We start from the raw sequence: 19116 nt of genomic DNA on the forward strand, positions 1-19116 counted from the left end.
CGGCGTGCCGCCCCGGGGAGCGATCCCCGGGGCGGCACGCCGCTTTCGTTCCGGGTGCGGGTCAGCAGCGGCGCCCGGAGTTGATGCAGTTCACCGCGCGCTGCATCAGGCCCTCCGACATCACGTTGACGAAGTCGGCGTGGTCGGTCACCGGGTCGTGCCCCTGCTCGGGGAACGTGTCCAGCGCGAACGCCAGCGCCCGCGCCGGGACGCGGTAGGACAGCGTCAGCCGCAGCTGCGGCACCGCGCGGGTGCCCTGCGGGCAGGCGCCGTTCGCGCCCGGGAACACGATGTGCGTGCGGTGGTTCGCGCTGTCGGTGTTCTGGCCGTCCCAGCAGCTCGGGAAGGTCAGCGTCCGGGTCACCTGGCTGCCGCGCGGGCACAGCGGGTACTTGTCGGTGAACGCCCGTCCGGGCACGCCGGAGCAGCCCCAGGACGCCTTCGCGTTGGCGAGGCCGTTCGTGCCGGCCTTCGCGTCGCCCATGATGACCCGCAGGAACCGCGGCATCGCGACGACCTTGCCGCGCGGGTTCCCGAGGAACTGGATGCGGGCGGACGACGGCGTGACGATCGAGCCGACGTTGCCGTCGGCCTTGCTCTGCTCGGCCCGCTCCGAGCCGTCCTGCCCGTCGCGGAGCCGGACGACCGGCCAGTAGTAGGTGGACTTGTCACCGTTGCTGCAGGTCGTCCCGGACGCGGCGAGGCTCTCGTCGGTGGAGAACGCGTCCGCGGTCAGGTTCCCGACGTAGTCGTGGATGTGGTGCGCGCCGTTCTGGACGCCCGGCGCCACGATGAAGTTGTCGGGGTTGCTGTGCCGCTGCCCCGCGTTCACCCCGCAGCGCGACGTGAACCGGCCGGTGGAGGCCCGGCGGCTGCTCCGCGGCACCTGGACGCGGGGGGCGCGGCGGATGCTGACGAACTGCTCCGGCGTCGGCCCCGGCTTGATCACCGACGGGGGCGGCTGCTCCTGCCCGGCGTCGCCGCCCTCGTTCTGCCCGTCGTCCGGGGGCTGCGAGGGGTCGGCGGTCTGCCCGTCGCCCGGCGGCTGCGAGGGGTCGGCCGTCTGCCCGTCGCCCGGCGGCTGCGACGGATCGGCCGTCTGCCCGCCGCCCGGGTCCTGCGACGGCGGGGCCGTCCCGTCGCCGGGCGCGCCCGGCGCGCCGCCGTCCGGCGGCCGGGACGGATCCGCCGGGGCGGTGAGCAGGTAGGGGGCGGCGGCCCCGGCCGGCGTCGTCCCGGCCGCCGAGACGGCCAGCGCCAGCGCCGGGGCGAGCACCGCGAACGCTATTCTCTTTCTTTCCATGGAAACTCCCTGTGCGGGGTGTTGCGCCGTCAGGAAAGGGCCTGCCGGGTGACCAGACCGGTGCTTTCGAGCAGCGTCATGTGAGTGTTGACGAATTTCAGGCACCGCTCGGCGAACGCGCGGATCTCACTGTTCTCGGTCTGCGCGCGCACCTTGGCGATGACGGTGAAGACCTGGCCGTGGGCCTCGCGCAGCCGGTGCACGAACGTCCGGTCGAAATCGGCTCCGAACTTGCCCGACATCTCGCGGAGCCAGGCCTTCTGGCCGTTGCCCGGCTCGTTGGGCAGCAGGACGCCGAGCTTCTGCGCGGTGACCCGGGTGTCGGCGTCCAGCGTCATGTGCTGCTGCATGATCATGTCGCCGACCTCCTTCACCCGGGCGCTGGACGCGCGCTGCTGCGCCTGCTGGCCGGCGGGCATCTCCCACAGGCCGGCCTGCCTGACCTTGACGAGCAGCTGGCGGTCCAGGGCGCTCAGCCGGCCCCAGCGGGTGCCGACGGTGCCGCCCTTGGAGGCCCCGTCGGCGGGCGCGACGGCGCCCGCGGGGCTGAGGACGACCACGACGGCCGCCAGGGCGGCGGCCGCCGCCGCGACGACCAGGAGGAGTCGGCCACGTCCCGGCCTGCGGAACGTGCGCGTCTCGGCGCTGCCGTACGGCTTCCTCAACGGAACTTCTGCCTCCTTCCGGAAAGGCTCGGTGACGAGCCCGGCGCGGGTCGAGGGGTAATACGTGACGCCCATCGACCCGGTTCACCGATTTCCGCTCGATTTCCATTTTCTTGGATGCCTGGGAATTGCGGGCAGGCTCCCGCCTGCCATTCCTTCGACACGGGCATGAGAGGACGTTCAGGAACGGCGGACGGGACTTCCCGGGATTCCGCCGACGACGCGCAGCGCGAGGGCCGGGCACATCGCCACCGCCCGCTGCACGTCCTTCTCCATCCAGGACGGGATGTCGGTGCCCAGCACGACGGGGAAGCCGTAGCGGTCCAGCTGGATCAGCTCCGGGACGAGGTACGCGCACAGCCCGTGCCCGTCGCAGCGGCTCCAGTCGATCGCGACCCGGGCCTCCGAGCCGTCCGGCACCGGCAGCGGCAGCACCCCGTAGGTCGACCGGCCGCAGCCGCCGCCGAACCGGTGCAGCTCGATGTCCTCCGCGAACGCCTCCATCGCCGACAGCACGAACTTCGCGGTGCCGTCGGGATGCGTGCACGCCCCCCGGCCCCGGCCGATGCCGGCGGCGCGGCGGACGTCCTCCACGGTCCCCGACCCCTCGGTGAGGGCGTTGAGCGCACGGACGACGTCGGGCAGCCCGAGCCGGCACGGCCCGCACTGCCCGGCCGACTGCGCCGCGAGGTAGGACGCGATCCGGGTGGCCTCGCCGAGCGGGCAGGTGCCCTGGCCGAGCGGCAGGATGATCCCGGCGCCGACCGTCCCGCCGACCTTGCGCATCCCGGCGCGCGACAGGACGGCCCGCGTCACGGCCGCCTCGTCCAGCCACATGCCGTGGTAGCCGCCGACCAGGACGCCCTGGCCCGGCGGTACGTCGCAGTGGTCGAGGACGGCCCGCAGCGAGGTGCCGAGCGGCGCCTCGACGACCTTCGTCCCGCCGATCGTGAGCAGTGTCGTGCCCGGTTCGTCGTCCGTCCCGGCCGAGGCGTACAGATCGGGGCCCAGCGACGTCAGGACGGCGAGCTGCGCGAACGTCTCGGTGTTGGACAGCAGCGTCGGGCAGCCGTCCACGCCCGACTCCGCGGCGCGGACCTTCACCCCCGGCGGGATCGGGAACTCCCCGTTGACGGCGCGGACCACCGCGCCGCTCTCGCCGGAGATGAACCGCTCGGTCAGCCGGACGACCCGGGCCGGCATCCGCCGCTCGCTGATCGCGGCGCGCACCGACCGGGCCGCCTCGTCGCTCTCCACGGCCACGACGATCCGCTGCGTGCCGAGCGCGGTCGCGGCGATCTGCGCGCCGTCCAGCACCAGGTGCGGAGCGCGGCCGAGCAGCACCTTGTCCTTCATGCTGCCGGGCTCGCCCTCGGCGCCGTTCACCACGACGACGACGTCCTCGCTGGAGCGCCGCGCCTCCTCCTCACCGGGCAGCAGCGGGAGCCGGTCGGAGCCCGGACGCCGGACCCGCGCCGCCACCGCCATCAGTTTCCGCGCGAACGGGAACCCGGCGCCGCCGCGCCCCCGCATGTCGACCTGCTCCGCCATCCGGGCGAGGTCGTCCAGTTCGGGGGTGCGGAGCTTGCCGTGCACGGCGAGGTGCCGGTCGAGGTCCAGCCGGTCGAACCGGTCGAACCCGAGGGTGAGGCGGGGGCCGCCGATGTTGGAGACGGCGATGGTCGAGGTCATCGGAGCCGATCACCGCCGTGCGGCCCGATCACCGGGATCCCGCTGCCGTCGGTGACGGTCGACCGCGGGTCCCGGGACCGGAACGCGTCCCGCGGGCCGCCCCCGCCGCGCGGATCGCGGCGCCCGCCGTCGTCCGGGGCGTCGAACGCGCCGCGGGCATCGGTCGCCTCGAAGAGGTCGCGCGTGTCGAAGGGGTCGCGCGTGTCGAAGGGGTCGCGGCCGCCGCGGGACGCGCGCGCCGCCGCCATCTCCTCCTCGCGGAGCTCGGCCCCCGCCCGCTCGCGGGCCCGGACGGCGTCGCGCGCCCCGGCCCGGGCGCGGGCGACCTCCCGCTCGCCGAAGTCGTCGCCGGCGCGCCGGACGTCCCGCGGCTTGATCACCACGATCATCCGGACGATCAGCGCCAGCACCACGCCGACGACGCTGAGCAGGTAGCTGAGGACGACCCAGTTCGCGGCCGGGCGCCCGGCGGTGAGGCCGTGCGTGATGCCGATCGGCCACGCCAGGTAGGCGACCGCGTGCAGCGAGCGCCACATCCACGGGTTGCCCCGCGACACGAACCGCGGCCGCAGCATCCCGGTGACCGCCACGAGCACCATCAGCTCGAACGCGACCGTGCCGAGGCCGACCGCGTCCAGGCCCGGCACCACGGCCTGCAGGGGCTGCGCCAGCCCGCCCAGGATCTTCACCAGCAGGTGCGCGACCACCATCGTCAGCGCCAGCACGGCCGCCGCTCGGTGCACCGCCTGCGCCAGCACTCTGTGCCGGATCTGCAGAATCAGCCGCTCCGTCGCGAGCAACCCGAAGATCACCGCCGTGGTCAGCGCGATCAGCGTGAAGACGCCCGCGAAGTACGAGAGGAAGTACTGGACGTTCGCGGTGGCGACGGCGCCCTGCGGGGTCGCCGCACCGATCATGACCAGGACCGCGCCCGCCAGGACGAGGCGCAGCGCCCACGCCGGGACCACGGGATCATCACTGTTGCGTACTCGCACCGGTCGGACTCCTCTACTTTTTCGCGGAAGGCGCCGGGTCGTCCGGCTTCGGTTCGGCGGAGGGCGAGGTCTCCGGCTTCTTCGGGTCGTCCTCGGAGTCGTCCGCCGGGGGCAGCGCGCCGAGGTTGGCCAGCAGCCCCCCGGTGAGGACCTGGAGGTCACCGCGCTCGGCGTAGCCGAGCAGCGGCCGGGCGCGCTCGCGGAACGTCCAGCCGCCGATCACGGCGCCGTCGAGGGGCACCTCCTCGGCACCCCGGCGCAGGTCGAACTCCACCTCGGGGCGGGGCGAGGGCGCCCCGCCGCACGGCCGGTCGGTGCCGGTCGTCCCGAGGGGGGCGCCGCGCCGGACGACGCCGCCGTCCCGCAGCCGCGGCACCGACCGCAGCCGGTAGTAGACGCTGGCGACGCCGCTCGGGTGGACGACCATGACCAGCGCGCGGCCGGCGGCGTCGCCGCAGAACCGGTACATGCGTCCCGCCCCGGCGGCGCGGACACGGCCGTCGCCGCCCCAGAACGACAGGTTGCCGAGCGGCCGGGGCGCGTCCTCGCCCGCGGCGCCCATCGCCCATGCCGCGCCGGTCCGCCACGGGAGCACGAGCCCGTCGCCGACGCGGGTGCCGTTGACGGCCGCCGCGGCCTGCTCGGCGGTCACCGCGCCGAAGCGGCGGAGCACGCGCCGCTCGTCCGCCGACATGAGCGAGGCGGGCATCGCCCCCAGCAGCGCGCCGAACGCGGTGCCGCCGGACAGCCCGGCCTGCCAGCGGCCGCCGCGCCAGCGGGCCGCGAACAGCGCGATCTCGGGGGTGGCGGCGCTGCCGTCCGGGACGGGGATCGCGGTGGTGCCGAACGCCCACGTCCGGTCGGCACTGGTCCGCGTCGTGGTGACGAGCGGCGCCGCGGCGGGGGCGGTGCCATAGGCCTCGCGGGCGGCGCCGCCCCGCTCGTCCAGCGTGAGCTTCCGGATCTGCGCGGTGAGCGCCTGCGCGTCGGGCCGCGCGACCGGGGCGGGCGCACCCGACCGGACGGGCCGCGCACGGGGCGTCACCGGGGTCTCGGGCCGGGGCGGCGCCTGCGGCCGCCGGACCCGGTCGCGCGCGCCCGCCGCGTCACCGCTCGCGATCGGCCCGCCGTCCAGGAGGGCCCGCTCGACGATCCCGAGCAGCGAGAGCCCGACGACCCCGGACAGCACGAGCGCGAAGACGCTCAGCCGGTCGGCCGGCCGCCGCGCCCGCGCCGCCGCCGGCCTGCGCCGCGCGACGGGCGGCCGCTCGGGACCGCCCCGTCCGCCCTTGACCGCACGCCCCTTGCCCGCACGCCCCTTCCGCGCACGGCCCTTCCGCCCGGCGCCGGAACCCCGCCGGCGGACGTCCCGGTCGTCGAGGGAACGCCACTCGGAACCCGCGCTCGCGTGGGCCCGGGAAGCGGACCATTCCACCTCGGAGGGGCGCCGCCCGCCACCGGCCGGCCCGGCGAACTCGCGGGCGTCGTATTCCCGCCGACCCGGCCCGCCACGCGCCCGGCCCTCCGGGCCGGAGTTCCGCGCATCGCCGGGGCCGCGTCCAGGGTCGCTTCGCCTGCCGCCCTGCCGAACGGGATCCCCGGCGTCGTAGGGACGCCGATCCGGGATCCCGGGCGCACCGCCCCGGCGCGCGGGGCGGGGACGGCTCTTGGGCGGCCGGGCGTCGGATCGCTCGGGGCGCTCTCGTGCGCCGCGGTCGGTCCAGCCGGGCTGCTCCGCCCACCAGGACCCTTCGGGCCACATTGGGGCATGCGCGTTGTTCCGGGACGCATGCCTGGTGTCGCGTCGCACCATGCCCTCTCCTGTGGAGGAGACGGAGTGCGCGGCGGACGCCGGCGGTTCCGGAGGTCCTGCTGAGACATGGGGATCGCGGCCGCGGGAGCCCGCTCGCTCCCAGCCGTTCACCCCGGACGGATCCGTGCGGATCCGCTCGATCACCCCGGAGCATACGCCCGGAGGGGGGCCCGATGTGAATTGGTGCCGAAAAATCGCTTCAATCTGGGTAGGGCGCTGTACCGCCCATCTGTCCAAGTACGCATCGAACGCCCGACACGTTCAGTTCGTTCGCGCGTCTCTCTCCAGCGGGTCGTCAGCGCAGGAAGCGGGCCGCGAGGGGCGCCGCCACCTTCGGGCCCGAGCCGCCGTCCGGGACGAGGACGGCGAACGCGACGTCGCCCTTGTAGCCGATGAACCAGGCGTGGGACCCACCGCCGCCGAACTCGGCGGTGCCGGTCTTGCCCGCCGTGCCCGGCGGCAGCCCGGCGCCCGCGGCGGTGCCCTCCGCGACCACCGCCCGCATCATCGTGCGGAGCGCGGCGGCGCCCGGCACCGCGCGGGGCGCGGGGCGGTCCTCGTCGATCAGCTTGGCGGCGACCAGCCGGGGCGCGCGCCACGTGCCGTCCCGGACCGCCGCCGCGACCGACGCCATCAGCAGCGGGCTCGCCAGCACGCGGCCCTGCCCGATCGCGGCCTCCGCCAGCTCGGCGCCGCTCTCCGGCACCGGGAAGCTCCCGGTCGCGGCCTGGACGCCGGGCGCGAGGTCCGCTCCGAACCCGAACCGGCGGGCGCTCTCCCCCAGCCGCGCGGCGCCGAGGCCCTCGACGGCGAGCCGGGAGAACGTCGTGTTGCACGACTGGGCGAACGCGTTGCGCAGGTCGGTCCGGCCGAGCGACTCCCCGTCGTGGTTGCGGATCGTCCGCTGCGCGGTGACGACCTGCGCCGGGCAGTCGGCGCCGGTGCCGGGACCGGCGCCGCCGGCGAGCAGCGCGCCCGCGGTCACCGCCTTGAACGTGGAGCCGGGCGGGTACATCCCGATGAACGCGCCGAGGCCGCCGAGCCCGTCCGCGACGGCGAGGACCTCGCCGGTGCCGGGGCGGATCGCGACGAGCGCGGCCTGCCGGCCGGAGCCCTCGACCGCCTTCTCGGCCGCGGCCTGCATCCTCCGGTCGATGGTCGTCTTGATCTTCCGGCCGTCCTTGACGCCGAACAGTTTCACCCGGCGCGGCGGCGCGCCGCGCTCGGTCAGCTCGACGGCCCAGCCGTCGCCGCCCGCGTCCTCGTCGCCGAGCCGGTCGGCGAGGGCCGAGACGTAGGGCTCGAGCGTCCCGTCCTTGGCGAGCGGCTCGCCGTCCCGCGCGGTGAGGGTGACGGCGGGCACCTCGACCTGCTTCAGCGCCCAGGTGCCTCCGGTCCGCGTCCCGGGATACAGCGTGGACGGCGTCCAGCTCACCCGCCACCGGTCATCGGCCCGGACGAGCCGCAGCGCCGAGCGGAACCGCCACTCGCCGTGGTAGGCGATCCCCCGGGTGACGGTGAAGTCGGCGCGCGCCCCGTCCGCACCGGACTGGACGACGGGACGCGGCTCCAGGCGGACCCAGGTGACGGTGAGCCCCCGGGACAGCGCGCGGTGCTGCTCGGCGAAGTCGGCGGGCGGGCCGTCGACGAGCGCGCGCATCGCCTCGAGGTCGCCGCTCCCCCAGGCGGCGAAGTACGCGTCCGCGATGTCCTGCGGTGACCGGCGGGCCTCCGCGCCGTGCACCCGCCAGAGCGAGAAGAGGCCGATGACCAGGGTGGCCCCCACCAGCACCGCGAGCACCACGAGACCCCGTGAGCGCATTCCGCCTCCGTACCGCGACCGACCGGACGCTTGATCATCCCAGCGAATGAAATGCCGTGTATACGGTGGTTGATGATTGCTTCTCGCTCGATGACTTAGCGGTGGGTGAGCCGTCCCTTAAGCCCGGTTTAACGCGGTTCCCCGGGGCCGTCCGGCCGCCTAGCGTCGCAGACGTCAACGACCGCGAAACACCGCACAGCGGACGGGAGGTGCCCCGCCATGGAAGGGCGATCCGTACCCGGCCCCCGCGGGGCGGCCCACCCCTCCCGCGCGGTCGCGCCGGGTGGGCACGCACCCCACCCCGGCCGGGGCCCCGCCCCGTTCCCGTCCACGCGCACTCGATCCGCCGCAGGGAAGCGATCCGGCTCCCCCGGCACGCCCGAACTCCAGGTTCTCCCCCACCGGGCGCGGGGACCGGCAGGCGGCGGATCGCTCCCCCATCCTCGGCAGGGGCACATGCGTGGAAATGGTCTCCGGGAACGGGGCGCGGCCCCCTGGCGAGCCGGCCGCGGGCCGGCCCGGAGGGCTTCCAGGCGGACCGCCGCGCGCGCGGTCAGGCGAGGAGTTCGCCAAGGCGGGCCGCCTGGATCTCCCACCGCCACTCACGCTCCACCCAGGCGCGCCCCTTCTCGCCCATCGCGCGCGCCCGCGCCGGGTCGCTGAGCAGCCCCGCGACCTCCGCGGCGATCCGCGCCACCGAGCGGCCGGGCACGACGACCCCCGTCTCGCCGGCCAGCACCGCGTCCGGCGCGCCGCCCGAATCGCCCGCGACGACCGGCAGGCCGGTGGCGGACGCCTCCAGGTAGACGATCCCGAGGCCCTCCACGTCCAGGCCGCGGCGGCGCGTCCGGCACGGCATCGCGAACACGTCGCCCGCGTCGTAGTGGGCGGGCAGCTCCTCCCACGGCACCCCGCCGGTGATCACGACGGACGAGCCGAACGGCGCCGCCATCCGCTCCAGCTCGGCGCGGTACGGGCCGCCGCCGACCAGCAGCAGCGCCGCGTCCGGAACCTGCTCCAGGACGCGCGGCCACGCGTGCAGCAGGGCGTCCTGCCCCTTGCGCGGGACGAGCCGCGACACGCACACCGCGACCGGCCGGCCGGTCAGGCCGTACCGCCGGCGGATCTCCTCGCCGCCCGCGCCGCGCCGGAACACCGTCTCGTCGACGCCGGGCGCGAGCCGCGCCATCCGGGTGCCGGGTGACAGCGCCCGCGCCATCCGCGTCCGCGTGTACTCGCCCAGGTAGGTGAGGACGTCGACACCGTCCCCGACGCGGCGCAGCAGCGTCCGCGCGCCCGGCAGCGCCGCCCAGCCCGCCTCGTGCCCGTGCGTGATCCCGACGAGCCGCTCGACGCCCCGCCGCCGCAGCGCCGGGGCCAGCAGCCCGAGCGGCGCAGCGGCGCCGAACACCACCGAGTCGCAGCCCTCGGCACCGGCGATGTCGGCCGCGCGGCGCAGCACCCGCGGCTCCGGCAGCATCAGCGACCCGGGATGCCGGACGACCGGGAACGGCTGCGCGGCGTCGAACGCGGCGTCGCCCTTCCACGCGGGCGCGTACACCACGATCGAACCGGCCGGTCGGCGCAGTGCGAGCCCGTGCACGAACGCCTGGATGCCGCCCGGACGCGGCGGGAAGTCATTGGTGACAACAAGGGTCTTCGTCATCGCCCGCCCCAGCATAGGGCGCGGAGACGGGGCGGGCCCGCCACCGGTGATCCGGTGGCGGGCCCGCCCTGTCGAGACATCGGGGACGTCCGGCTCAGTGCCGCGCCGTCTCCTTGTCGCCCTCGAGCTCCGCGTGGCCGTTCTCGGCGTGCTCCTCCACGGGGACGTCATCGAACTGCCATGCCCGGTTGAGCCGCGAACGCAGGTGCCCCAGCGGGCCCTTTGCACCCGGCGCCGGGACGCCGCGGGCGTCCACGGCGGGCGCCTCGGGACGGGCGTTCTCCTTCGACAGGAGCACCACCCGCTCCTCCTCGCGCGCCGGCTCGTGCCGCTCCGTGAACCGCCCTTCCGGCGACATCAGGATGATGCCGCTCTCCACGCCGTGGCCGATCACGTCGGCGTCCTTGCGCTGGAGGCCGAGGCAGATCCGCTTGGTGACGATGAACGCCAGGACCGGGCCGAGGAACACCGCGAACCGGAAGAACCAGGTCGTCGCGAACAGCGACACGCTGAACCGGTCCGCGACCACGTCGTTCGCTCCGGCGATCCACAGCAGGCCGTAGAAGGTGACGGCGGCCATGCCGGTGGCGGTGCGGACCGGGGCGTTGCGCGGACGGGTGTTCACGTGGTGGTGCCGCTTGTCGCCCGTCACCCACTGCTCGATGAACGGCCACGCGGCCGCGCCGCCGAACACGATGCCGAGCGGCAGCAGCGCCGGGATCAGCACGTTCAGGCTGAGCGTGTGGCCCCAGGCGGTGATCTCCCAGTTCGGCATGATGCGCAGGGAGCCCTCCAGGACGCCCATGTACCAGTCGGGCTGGGAGGCCGACGAGATCGCGCCCGGGTCGTACGGGCCGAACAGCCAGATCGGGTTGATCTGCGCGAACGCGCCGAGCAGCGCCAGCACGCCGAACGTGAACAGGAAGTAGGCGCCCGTCTTGGCCATGAAGACCGGGTAGAACGGGTAGCCGTACACCTGCTGCTCGGTCTGGTGCTGGGTCGGCATCGCGGTGTGCTTCTGATGCCACATGATCATCATGTGCGCGGTGATCAGGCCCAGGATCAGGCCGGGGATCAGCAGGATGTGCAGCATGTACATCCGGGGCACGATGTCCGTGCCGGGGAACTCCCCGCCGAACAGGAACATGTAGATGTACGTGCCGACCAGCGGGATCGACTCCGCCACGCCCTGCGTGATGCGCAGGCCGGTGCCCGACAGCAGGTCGTCCGGCAGCGAGTAGCCGAACAGGCCCTCCAGCATGCCCATGGTGAACATGCCGATGCCGATGAGCCAGTTCAGCTCGCGCGGCTTGCGGTACGCGCCGGTGAAGAACACCCGCAGCATGTGCGCCAGGATCGACGCCATGAACAGGATCGCCGCCCAGTGGTGGATCTGCCGCATGAGCAGGCCGCCGCGGACGTCGAAGCTGATGTGCAGTGTCGAGGCGTACGCCTCGGACATCTTCACGCCCTGCAGCTTCGTGTACGACCCGTCGTACACGACCTCCACCATGCTGGGCTTGAACCAGAGCGTCAGGAACGTCCCGGTCAGCAGCAGGATGATGAAGGAGTACAGGGCGATCTCGCCCAGCATGAAGGACCAGTGGTCCGGAAAGACCTTCTTCATGTTCCGCTTGAAGAAGGTGGTGGAGCCGAGGCGGTCGTCGAGGAAGTTCAGCGGGGCCTCGACCGCCTTCGGGGCTGTCGACTCGCTCATCCGCGCTCCCAGAAGCTCGGGCCGATCGGTTCGGGGAAGTCACCCGTCGCGACCAGGTAGCCGTCCTCGACGTCCAGCGGCAGCTGCGGCAGCGGACGGGCGGCCGGCCCGAACACGACCTTGGCCGCGTCCGTCGCGTCGAACGTCGACTGGTGACACGGGCACAGGATGTGGTGCGTGGTCTGCTCGTACAGGGCCGCGGGGCAGCCGACGTGCGTGCAGATCTTGGAGTACGCCACGATCCCGTTGACGTGCCAGTTCTCCCGTCCCTCGGCGGGCTTGAACTTCTCCTCGGGCACGTTGATCAGGATGGTGACGGCCTTCGCGACCTGGGTGAGGACCTGGTCGTGCGGGACGTCCTCCTCGATGCCCTCCGGCAGCACCGTGATCATCGACCCCACCTGGGCGAAGTCGGTGACCTTCAGCGGCCGGTGGGTGCCGTCCACGACGAGCCGGACGCCCTTCTTGCCCTGGCGCTTCGCCTTCTCGACGGCGTCGCCCCAGTGCGTGGAGCGAAGCCGCTTCTCCGGCAGCGGGCCGAGGTCGCGCAGCAGCACCAGCGGGGCGAGCCCGAGCGGCGCGGCGGCCAGCAGCAGCGTGCGGCGCAGCAGCGGCCGCTTGGTGAGGCCGCTGTCCTCGGCGCCCGCCATGAAGTCCTCGGCGAACACCGCCCGGCTCTGCGGGTCGGCCGCGAACTCGTGGCGCTCCTGGATGATCGGCTTGCTCGCCATGAGCCGCCGCACCCAGATCGTCACGCCGGCGGCCATCGCCAGGAACGACAGCGCCATCGTGCCGCCGAGCCAGAAGTTCGACTCGCGGGCCCGCAGGACGCCGTGCATGCCGCCGTCGCGGCCGCTCCACCCGATGTAGTAGGCGATGAACGCCACGCTGCCGGCGAAGGCGAGCAGGAAGAACAGCGCGACGATGCGCTCGGCTCGCTTGGCCGACGCCTCGTCCAGCTGCTCGCCGGCGCCCGCCGGGGCCGACATGTCGCCGTCGGCGAGGAGCGCCTTGTCGCGCGCCGGCGACGGCGTGCCGATCACGCGCTCGCGGGGCTCCTGGGCGCCCGCGGTTTCCTTGTTCTCGTCGCTCATGACTTCTTCAGCTTCTTCGGCTTCTTCGCGGTGATCCACATCGCGGCCAGCACCAGCAGGCCGATCCCGATCAGCCAGCCGGCGAGACCCTCCGACACCGGGCCGATCCGGCCGAGGCCGTTGCCGCCCGGGTTGGGCTCCTCGCGGATCTGGACGATGTAGGCGATGATCGCCTGCTTCTCCTCGGCCGTGAGCGTGGTGTCGTTGAACACCGGCATCGCCTGCGGGCCGGTCAGCATGGCCTCGTAGATCTGGGTGGGCGTGACGTCGTCGTTGGACAGCGGCGGCGCGTACTTACCGCCGGTCAGCGCCCCGCCCTGGCCGGTGAAGCTGTGGCACTGGGCGCAGTTCGTGCGGAACAGCTTGCCGCCGAGCGCGACGTCGCCCTTCTTCGGGTCGACCGCCGACGCCGGGGGAACCTCCGGGCCGCCGCCCAGCGAGGCGATGTACGCCCGGAGGTCGGCCAGGTTCTTCTCCGCCTGCGCCTTCTGCTTCTCGGCCGCCGCCCGCTCCTCCGGGTCCTCGTGATCGGTCTTGATCGAGGTGTCGAAGGCGGGGATCGGCCTCTTGCGCGGCATCTGCGCACCCGGGTTCATCGCGGGCATGCGGCCCGTGCTGACCTGGAAGTCGACGGATGCGGCGCCGACGCCGATGAGGCTCGGCGAGATCGGCTTGCCCTCGGCGTCCTTGGTGCCCTCGGCGTTCAGGCCGTGGCAGCTCGCGCAGTTCTGGTTGAACAGCGCCTTGCCGTTCGCCAGGTCGGGCGCGGCCTGGGCGGAGTTCGCCGCCTCGGCGCGGTCGGTCCGCGGCGAGAAGCCGGCGTAGATGACGCCGATCGCCGCCAGGGCCGCCAGCACGACGGCGTAGCCCGCCCAGGGGCGCCGTCGCCATGCGGTGAACCTTTTCACGGAAATCCCCGTTCGGGTCATTGTCGTCTGGTGGGGTGGAACTGGTTACAGGTCGAGCAGGTAGATCGCGGCGAACAGGCCGATCCACACCACGTCGACGAAGTGCCAGTAGTAGGACACGACGATCGCGCTGGTGGCCTGCTCGTGCGTCCACCGCTTGGCCGCGTACGTCCGTCCGAGGACGAACAGGAACGCGATCAGCCCGCCGGTGACGTGCAGGCCGTGGAAGCCGGTGGTCAGGTAGAAGACCGACCCGTAGGCGGAGGACGAGAGGGTGAGCCCGTCGTGCGTCACGAGGTTGTAGTACTCGAACGCCTGGCCGCCCACGAAGTAGGCGCCCATGAGGAACGACAGCACGTACCACTCGCGCAGTCCCCAGCGCATGAAGTTGAACAGGCCGCCGTCCCGGCCGACCTTGCCGGCCTCGGCCTTGAACACGCCCATCTGGCACGTCACCGAGGACAGCACGAGGATCGTCGTGTTCACCGCCGACAGCGGCAGGTCGAGCGGGGCCCCCGGCCATGCGTCTGCACCGTGCTGGCCGATCGTCACAGAGCGGATCGTGAAGTACATCGCGAACAGCGCCGCGAAGAACATCAGCTCGGACGACAGCCAGACGATCGTCCCCACGCTGACCAGATTGGGACGGTTCGCCCGAGCGTGAGGTGTTGTCTCTATCGCGGTTGCTGTTGCCACGGGCAGCATTATTGCGCCCCTGTCGGGCGACCGGCGCATGACCCCCCGTGTAGCGCGTCCAAACCCGCTCAACGGGAGACGTCCGCAGCCCCGGAAAGGTTCCCGCGGACCCTGGCGGCCCAGGTGTCGCGGCCCCCGGAACGCCCCGCCGCCAGGGGGCCTCGTGCTCGTGGCCGCCGAACCGGTAGCCTCACGTGCATGAGCACCGCTCCGGAGCCGATGAAGGTTCTCGTCTACAGCGACGACGCCAGCACCCGCGCCCAGATCCGCATGGCGATCGGGCGCCGCCCCGCCGCGGACCTCCCGCGCGTGGAGTTCGAGGAGTGCGCCACCCAGCCCGCCGTCGTGGCGCGCCTCGACGAAGGCGGCGTCGACGTCCTCATCGCGGACGGGGAGGCCCAGCCGGCCGGCGGCCTCGGCGTGTGCCGCCAGGCCAAGGACGAGGTGTACGACTGCCCGCCGGTCCTCGCGATCATCGGGCGCCGGGACGACTCCTGGCTCGCGGCCTGGTCGGGCGCCGACGCCGTGGTGAGCCTGCCGCTCGACCCGATCGCGCTGGCGAACACGCTCGCCGGGCTGATGCGCACCCGTCTCGAGAACCGCACCCCGGCCCTGTAGATGGACGCGCGCACCAGCTGGCCCGCGCTGCTCAACGCCCTGCTCGCGGGCGACTCGCTCACCGGCGAGGAGACCGCCTGGGCGATGAACCGCATCATGTCCGGCGAGGCCACCGACGTGCAGATCGCGGGCTTCGCCATCGCGATGCGCGCCAAGGGCGAGACCGTCGACGAGGTCGCGGGCCTCGCCCAGGGCATGATGGACAACGCCACCCCGATCTCCGTCGGGGGCCGGATCGCCGATCTCGTCGGGACCGGCGGCGACCGCGCCCACACCGTCAACATCTCCACGATGGCGGCGGTCGTGGCGGCGGCGGCCGGGGTGAAGGTCGTCAAGCACGGCAACCGGGCCGCGTCGTCGTCCTGCGGCGCCGCCGACCTGCTGGAGGAGCTCGGCGTCGCGATCGACCTGCCGCCGGCGGCCACCGCCCGCGTCGCCGAGGAACTCGGCATCACGTTCTGCTTCGCGCCGCTGTACCACCCGGCCCTGAAGTACGCCGGGAAGGCCCGCTCCGAGCTCGGCACCCCCACGGTGTTCAACTTCCTCGGCCCGCTGACGAACCCGGCGCGTCCCGCGTCGCAGGCCGTCGGCGTGTTCCATCCCCGCATGGCGGGCGTCATCGCCGGGGTGTTCGCGTCGCGCGGCTGCTCGTCCCTGGTGTTCCGGGGCGACGACGGCCTCGACGAGCTGACCACCACCGGCACCTCGACGGTGTGGGTCGTCCGGGACGGGACTGCGACGGAGACGACGTTCGACCCGGCCGATCTCGGCATCCCTCCGGCGCGGCCGGACGACCTGCGCGGCGCCGACGCCGCGTTCAACGCCCGGGTGGCCCGCGACCTGTTCGACGGCCGGACCGGGCCCGTCCGCGACATGGTGCTGCTGAACGCCGCCGCGCTGATGGCCGCCTACGACGGCGCGCCGTCCCCGGACGCGCTCACCGAGGCGCTGCGGGGCGCGTTCGGCCGGGCCGCCGAGGCGGTCGACTCCGGCGCGGCCCGCGCGCTGCTGGACCGCTGGGTCGAGACCTCCCGGTCCCTGCGCGCCTAGAGACCCGCGCGGCCGGCGACCGGCGCGCCTCGGCGGCCCGCGCACCTGACCGGCCGGATCGTCCGGGCTCCCGGGACCGGCGGCCGGGCCTCGGGGGCGCTCAGTCGGCGTCGGGCAGGCCCAGGGCGAACGCGGCCTCCAGGTCGTGCTGGGAGTACGTGCGGAACGCGATGTGGGTCTCGGTGCCGACGATGCCGGGGACCTGGTTGATCCGGCCGGGGATCACGTCGTTGAGCTCCTCGTGGCCTCGTACGCGCACCATCACGACGAGGTCGTTCTCGCCCGTGGTCGAGTAGACCTCGCTGACGCCGTCCAGGGCGGCGATCGTCTCGGCCACCTCGTGGATCCGCGCGACGTCGCACTTCACGAACACGATCGCCGTGACCATGGCGCCTCCCCCTCGCTCTTCGACTCCCCGCACTCTATCGGGGGCGCCGGTCAGCCCCGGCTGAGGGCGGCCGGGCGCCGGGCGGGACCGGCGCGGCGAGCGAGGAGCGCGAACAGCATCCCGGCCGCGAACCCGTAGATGTGGGCGGTGTAGGCGACGTTGCTGTCGTCGTCGCCGAGCGACAGCCACTGCAGGACGAACCAGTACCCGAGCACCACCCAGACCGGGAGCCGGATCACGATGACCGGCGGCACCAGGCTGACCACCCGGCCGCGCGGGTTGAGGATCAGGTAGGCGCCGAGGACCCCGGCGATGGCGCCGGACGCGCCGATCAGCGGGATCATGGAGTCCGGTGACGTCCAGGCGAACCCGTACACGGCGACCAGCCCGAACAGCACGTAGCTGAGCAGGTACCGGAGCCGGCCGAGACGGTCCTCGACGCCCATGCCGATGACGAACAGCGCGACGATGTTGCCCAGCAGGTGCAGCGCGTTCGAGTGCAGGAACATCGAGGTGAACGCGGCCGTCCAGGGCGCCTTGTCGAACGCGGCGGGCCCGCAGCGGTCGGCGACCGGGGCGGGCAGCGGCTGCTGCTCGGTGCTCGTCAGCTCCTTCGGGACGGCCCCGTACTCGTACGCGAAGTGCGCCGCCCGGCACTCCCGCACCTCGCCCTCGCCGTACCAGACGGCGAAGTTCGACATGGGGGTGAGCAGGAAGACCAGGACGTTCGCCGCCACCAGCAGGTACGTCACCCACGGCACGCGCCGGACCGGCTGGCTGTCGTAGAGGGGCAGGGCCATTCGGGGGGACGGTCCTCTCCGCGCGGTGGGGCCGCGCCGGGGGGCGGCTCGGTGCTGCCACCCTAATGCGCGCCGGGGAGGTCGGCGCTCGCGTAGGCGTTGTCGATCCATGCGCGCAACCCCTCGGCGCCGTGCGCGGGGCACGTCCAGGCGCCCTCGACCTCGACGAGGCGGACGCCCGGCAGGTCGAGCCAGCGCAGCACGCACTCCATCTCCTCCGCGGTCGCGCCCGCGGAGGACGGGGCGCCGGGCGGGACTCCGCCGGGGGCGCCGCCGGCGGGCGGGAACACCGTCTCGGCGGTCGCGATCAGGGCGTCGACGTAGGGGCGGGGGCGGGCGCGCGGCGGGACCGTCCCGGCGGCGGCGAGCCGCCCGTACCGGACGACCGACAGCTCCCAGCCGCCGTCGAACGCGGGCCGGGCGGCGACCAGCTCCGGCAGGCGCGCGAGGGCGGTGAGCCGCTGGCCGCGCGCGGCGGCCCGGACGAACGCGGCGAGCCGGTCGCGCTGCGCGGCGGCCTCCTCGTAGCGCAGCTCCGCCGTGAGCCGGTCGATGCGGACCTGCGCGGCGGCGACGACCGGCCGGACGTCGCCCGCCATGACGGCGCGGGCCGTCGCGGCGTGCACGGCGTAGTCGCCGGCGGACTCCCGCCCGTCGCACGGCGCCCCGCACCGGCCGATCTCGGCGAGCGTGCAGGCGCGGGCCCCGCCCCGCTCGATGAGCCTGAGGGTGAGCCGCTGGGTGCACTGCCGCAGCGGGACGGCCTCGTGCAGCGCCGCCCGCGCCTCCTCCGCCTGCCGCGGCGACGGGACGGGCCCGAGGTAGGACGCGCCGTCGTCGCGGCACTCCCGGACGATCGACAGCCGGGGGAACGGCTCGGCGGTCAGCTTCAGCCAGATCGCCCGCTCGGGGAACTTGGAGCGGCGGTTGTAGCGGGGCTTGTGCGCGGCGATCAGCCGCAGCTCCCGGACCTCGGCCTCCAGCCCGGTCGCGCACTCGATCGTCCGGACCCGCTCGGCGATCCCGACCATCTCGCGGACGCGGGGCCGGGTCTCCGAGCCGGTGAAGTAGCCGCGGACCCGGGACCGCAGGTCGCCGCTCTTGCCGACGTAGAGGATCTCGCCCCCGGCGTCCTCGAACAGGTAGACGCCCGGGACGCTGGGGACGCCGTCGGCGAGGTGCCTCTTGCGGCGCTGCTCGGGCGTCGGCGCCTTCGCGAACCCCTTCATCTCCTCCAGCGACGTGACGCCGAACGAGCCGAGCCGCTCGATCAGGCCGTGCAGGACCTCCACGGTGGCGCGGGCGTCGGCGAGGGCCCGGTGGGTCGGCTCGGTGCCCGTCCGGAAGAACCGGGCGAGGGTGGCGAGCTTGCAGTTGGGCACCTCGTCCTTGGACAGGACGCGGCGGGCCAGGTCGACCGTGTCGACCACGGGGAACGCGGGCCAGGCGTAGCCGTGCCGGGCGCACGCGGCCTTGAGGAAGCCGATGTCGAAGGGGGCGTTGTGGGCGACCAGCACGCAGCCGCGGGCGAACTCCAGGAAAGCGGGAAGCACTGAGTCCATCCGGGGGGCGGCCGTCACCATCGCGGTCGTGATGCCGGTCAGCGCCGTGATGAACGGCGGGACGGGGCCGCCCGGATCGACCAGGGTGCCGAGTTCGCCGAGCTCGCGCCCGCCGCGCACCTTCACGGCGCCGATCTCGGTGACGGCGTCCTCGGCCGCCGATCCCCCCGTGGTCTCCAGGTCGACCACCACGAACGTGACCTCCGCCAAGGGCGTCCCGAGGTCGTCCAGGGTCCCCTGGACGTGTGGGGCAGTCATGTAGCGGGACCGTAGACGACACCTCTGACAGACCCGGGCGGCGCCCGGCTCGCCGGGGGCGCGACCTTC

At 73.9% G+C, this 19116-nt stretch carries 16 protein-coding genes; 2 read left to right on the forward strand and 14 right to left on the reverse strand.

The features are described from left to right. Positions 1 to 61 precede the first annotated feature (61 nt). The 11 genes from IE99_RS0101510 to ctaE form a co-directional block, all read right to left on the reverse strand. Positions 62 to 1303 carry a DUF1996 domain-containing protein gene (locus tag IE99_RS0101510; protein WP_030145044.1) on the reverse strand — a complete coding sequence of 414 codons (1242 nt, stop codon included), beginning with the start codon at positions 1301 to 1303 and terminating at the stop codon, positions 62 to 64. 29 nt (positions 1304 to 1332) lie between these two features. Further along, positions 1333 to 1968 carry a DUF4142 domain-containing protein gene (locus tag IE99_RS0101515; RefSeq protein WP_030145045.1) on the reverse strand — a complete coding sequence of 212 codons (636 nt, stop codon included), beginning with the start codon at positions 1966 to 1968 and terminating at the stop codon, positions 1333 to 1335. Positions 1969 to 2148: 180 nt separating this feature from the next. Further along, on the reverse strand, positions 2149 to 3660 hold the full coding sequence (locus IE99_RS0101520) for an NADH-quinone oxidoreductase subunit NuoF family protein (RefSeq protein WP_051711768.1): 1512 nt from the start codon (positions 3658 to 3660) through the stop codon (positions 2149 to 2151). Beyond that, on the reverse strand, positions 3657 to 4655 hold the full coding sequence (locus tag IE99_RS29965) for a ferric reductase-like transmembrane domain-containing protein (protein ID WP_157609958.1): 999 nt from the start codon (positions 4653 to 4655) through the stop codon (positions 3657 to 3659). The genes IE99_RS0101520 and IE99_RS29965 overlap by 4 nt, the downstream gene beginning before the upstream one ends. 13 nt (positions 4656 to 4668) lie before the next feature. After that, on the reverse strand, positions 4669 to 6090 hold the full coding sequence (locus IE99_RS29970) for a peptidoglycan DD-metalloendopeptidase family protein (RefSeq protein ID WP_051711772.1): 1422 nt from the start codon (positions 6088 to 6090) through the stop codon (positions 4669 to 4671). A gap of 673 nt (positions 6091 to 6763) precedes the next feature. Further along, entirely contained in the window at positions 6764 to 8290 is a 1527-nt protein-coding gene (locus IE99_RS0101535) for a penicillin-binding transpeptidase domain-containing protein (protein ID WP_030145049.1), read from the reverse strand. Between the two features lie 553 nt (positions 8291 to 8843). Continuing rightward, on the reverse strand, positions 8844 to 9956 hold the full coding sequence (locus IE99_RS0101540) for a glycosyltransferase family 4 protein (protein ID WP_030145050.1): 1113 nt from the start codon (positions 9954 to 9956) through the stop codon (positions 8844 to 8846). A gap of 94 nt (positions 9957 to 10050) precedes the next feature. Next, positions 10051 to 11673, reverse strand: a complete 1623-nt coding sequence (qcrB, locus tag IE99_RS0101545; RefSeq protein ID WP_030145051.1) for a cytochrome bc1 complex cytochrome b subunit — start codon at positions 11671 to 11673, stop codon at positions 10051 to 10053. Next, on the reverse strand, positions 11670 to 12767 hold the full coding sequence (gene qcrA, locus IE99_RS0101550) for a cytochrome bc1 complex Rieske iron-sulfur subunit (RefSeq protein ID WP_030145052.1): 1098 nt from the start codon (positions 12765 to 12767) through the stop codon (positions 11670 to 11672). Before qcrA ends, qcrB begins: the two co-directional genes overlap by 4 nt. Beyond that, complete coding sequence (gene qcrC / locus IE99_RS0101555) at positions 12764 to 13675, reverse strand: cytochrome bc1 complex diheme cytochrome c subunit (protein WP_030145053.1); 912 nt, start codon at positions 13673 to 13675, stop codon at positions 12764 to 12766. The genes qcrA and qcrC overlap by 4 nt, the downstream gene beginning before the upstream one ends. Positions 13676 to 13720: 45 nt before the next feature. Then, complete coding sequence (ctaE, locus tag IE99_RS0101560) at positions 13721 to 14410, reverse strand: aa3-type cytochrome oxidase subunit III (protein WP_483852545.1); 690 nt, start codon at positions 14408 to 14410, stop codon at positions 13721 to 13723. Positions 14411 to 14569: 159 nt separating this feature from the next. Between ctaE and IE99_RS0101565 the strand changes: the two genes are divergently transcribed. Both IE99_RS0101565 and trpD read left to right on the forward strand, forming a co-directional pair. Then, entirely contained in the window at positions 14570 to 14989 is a 420-nt protein-coding gene (locus tag IE99_RS0101565) for a DNA-binding transcriptional response regulator (RefSeq protein WP_030145055.1), read from the forward strand. Further along, on the forward strand, positions 14990 to 16039 hold the full coding sequence (gene trpD / locus IE99_RS0101570) for an anthranilate phosphoribosyltransferase (protein WP_030145056.1): 1050 nt from the start codon (positions 14990 to 14992) through the stop codon (positions 16037 to 16039). 100 nt (positions 16040 to 16139) lie between these two features. Here trpD and IE99_RS0101575 read toward each other — a convergent pair whose 3' ends face one another. The 3 genes from IE99_RS0101575 to IE99_RS0101585 form a co-directional block, all read right to left on the reverse strand. Beyond that, positions 16140 to 16427: an Lrp/AsnC family transcriptional regulator gene (locus tag IE99_RS0101575; protein WP_030145057.1), complete on the reverse strand. Its 288-nt coding sequence runs from the start codon at positions 16425 to 16427 to the stop codon at positions 16140 to 16142. A gap of 50 nt (positions 16428 to 16477) precedes the next feature. Beyond that, the gene (locus IE99_RS0101580; protein WP_030145058.1) at positions 16478 to 17227 is read right to left on the reverse strand and encodes a rhomboid family intramembrane serine protease; all 750 of its coding nucleotides are present in this window, start codon (positions 17225 to 17227) and stop codon (positions 16478 to 16480) included. Positions 17228 to 17289: 62 nt separating this feature from the next. Beyond that, the gene (locus IE99_RS0101585; protein ID WP_030145059.1) at positions 17290 to 19047 is read right to left on the reverse strand and encodes a DEDD exonuclease domain-containing protein; all 1758 of its coding nucleotides are present in this window, start codon (positions 19045 to 19047) and stop codon (positions 17290 to 17292) included. Positions 19048 to 19116: the final 69 nt, after the last annotated feature.

The sequence above is a fragment of the Spirillospora albida genome, from assembly GCF_000718255.1.
In the GTDB taxonomy this organism is placed as follows: Bacteria; Actinomycetota; Actinomycetes; order Streptosporangiales; family Streptosporangiaceae; genus Spirillospora; species Spirillospora albida.

Excerpts from the sequence above, each read along its gene's own strand:
- IE99_RS0101510 (WP_030145044.1), bottom strand. The coding sequence starts at position 1,303 with ATGGAAAGAAAGAGAATAGCGTTCGCGGTGCTCGCCCCGGCGCTGGCG.
- IE99_RS0101520 (WP_051711768.1), bottom strand. The coding sequence starts at position 3,660 with ATGACCTCGACCATCGCCGTCTCCAACATCGGCGGCCCCCGCCTCACC.
- IE99_RS0101535 (WP_030145049.1), bottom strand. The coding sequence starts at position 8,290 with ATGCGCTCACGGGGTCTCGTGGTGCTCGCGGTGCTGGTGGGGGCCACC.
- IE99_RS0101540 (WP_030145050.1), bottom strand. The coding sequence starts at position 9,956 with ATGACGAAGACCCTTGTTGTCACCAATGACTTCCCGCCGCGTCCGGGC.
- qcrB (WP_030145051.1), bottom strand. The coding sequence starts at position 11,673 with ATGAGCGAGTCGACAGCCCCGAAGGCGGTCGAGGCCCCGCTGAACTTC.
- qcrA (WP_030145052.1), bottom strand. The coding sequence starts at position 12,767 with ATGAGCGACGAGAACAAGGAAACCGCGGGCGCCCAGGAGCCCCGCGAG.
- ctaE (WP_483852545.1), bottom strand. The coding sequence starts at position 14,410 with ATGCGCCGGTCGCCCGACAGGGGCGCAATAATGCTGCCCGTGGCAACA.
- IE99_RS0101565 (WP_030145055.1), top strand. The coding sequence starts at position 14,570 with ATGAGCACCGCTCCGGAGCCGATGAAGGTTCTCGTCTACAGCGACGAC.
- trpD (WP_030145056.1), top strand. The coding sequence starts at position 14,990 with ATGGACGCGCGCACCAGCTGGCCCGCGCTGCTCAACGCCCTGCTCGCG.
- IE99_RS0101575 (WP_030145057.1), bottom strand. The coding sequence starts at position 16,427 with ATGGTCACGGCGATCGTGTTCGTGAAGTGCGACGTCGCGCGGATCCAC.
- IE99_RS0101580 (WP_030145058.1), bottom strand. The coding sequence starts at position 17,227 with ATGGCCCTGCCCCTCTACGACAGCCAGCCGGTCCGGCGCGTGCCGTGG.
- IE99_RS0101585 (WP_030145059.1), bottom strand. The coding sequence starts at position 19,047 with ATGACTGCCCCACACGTCCAGGGGACCCTGGACGACCTCGGGACGCCC.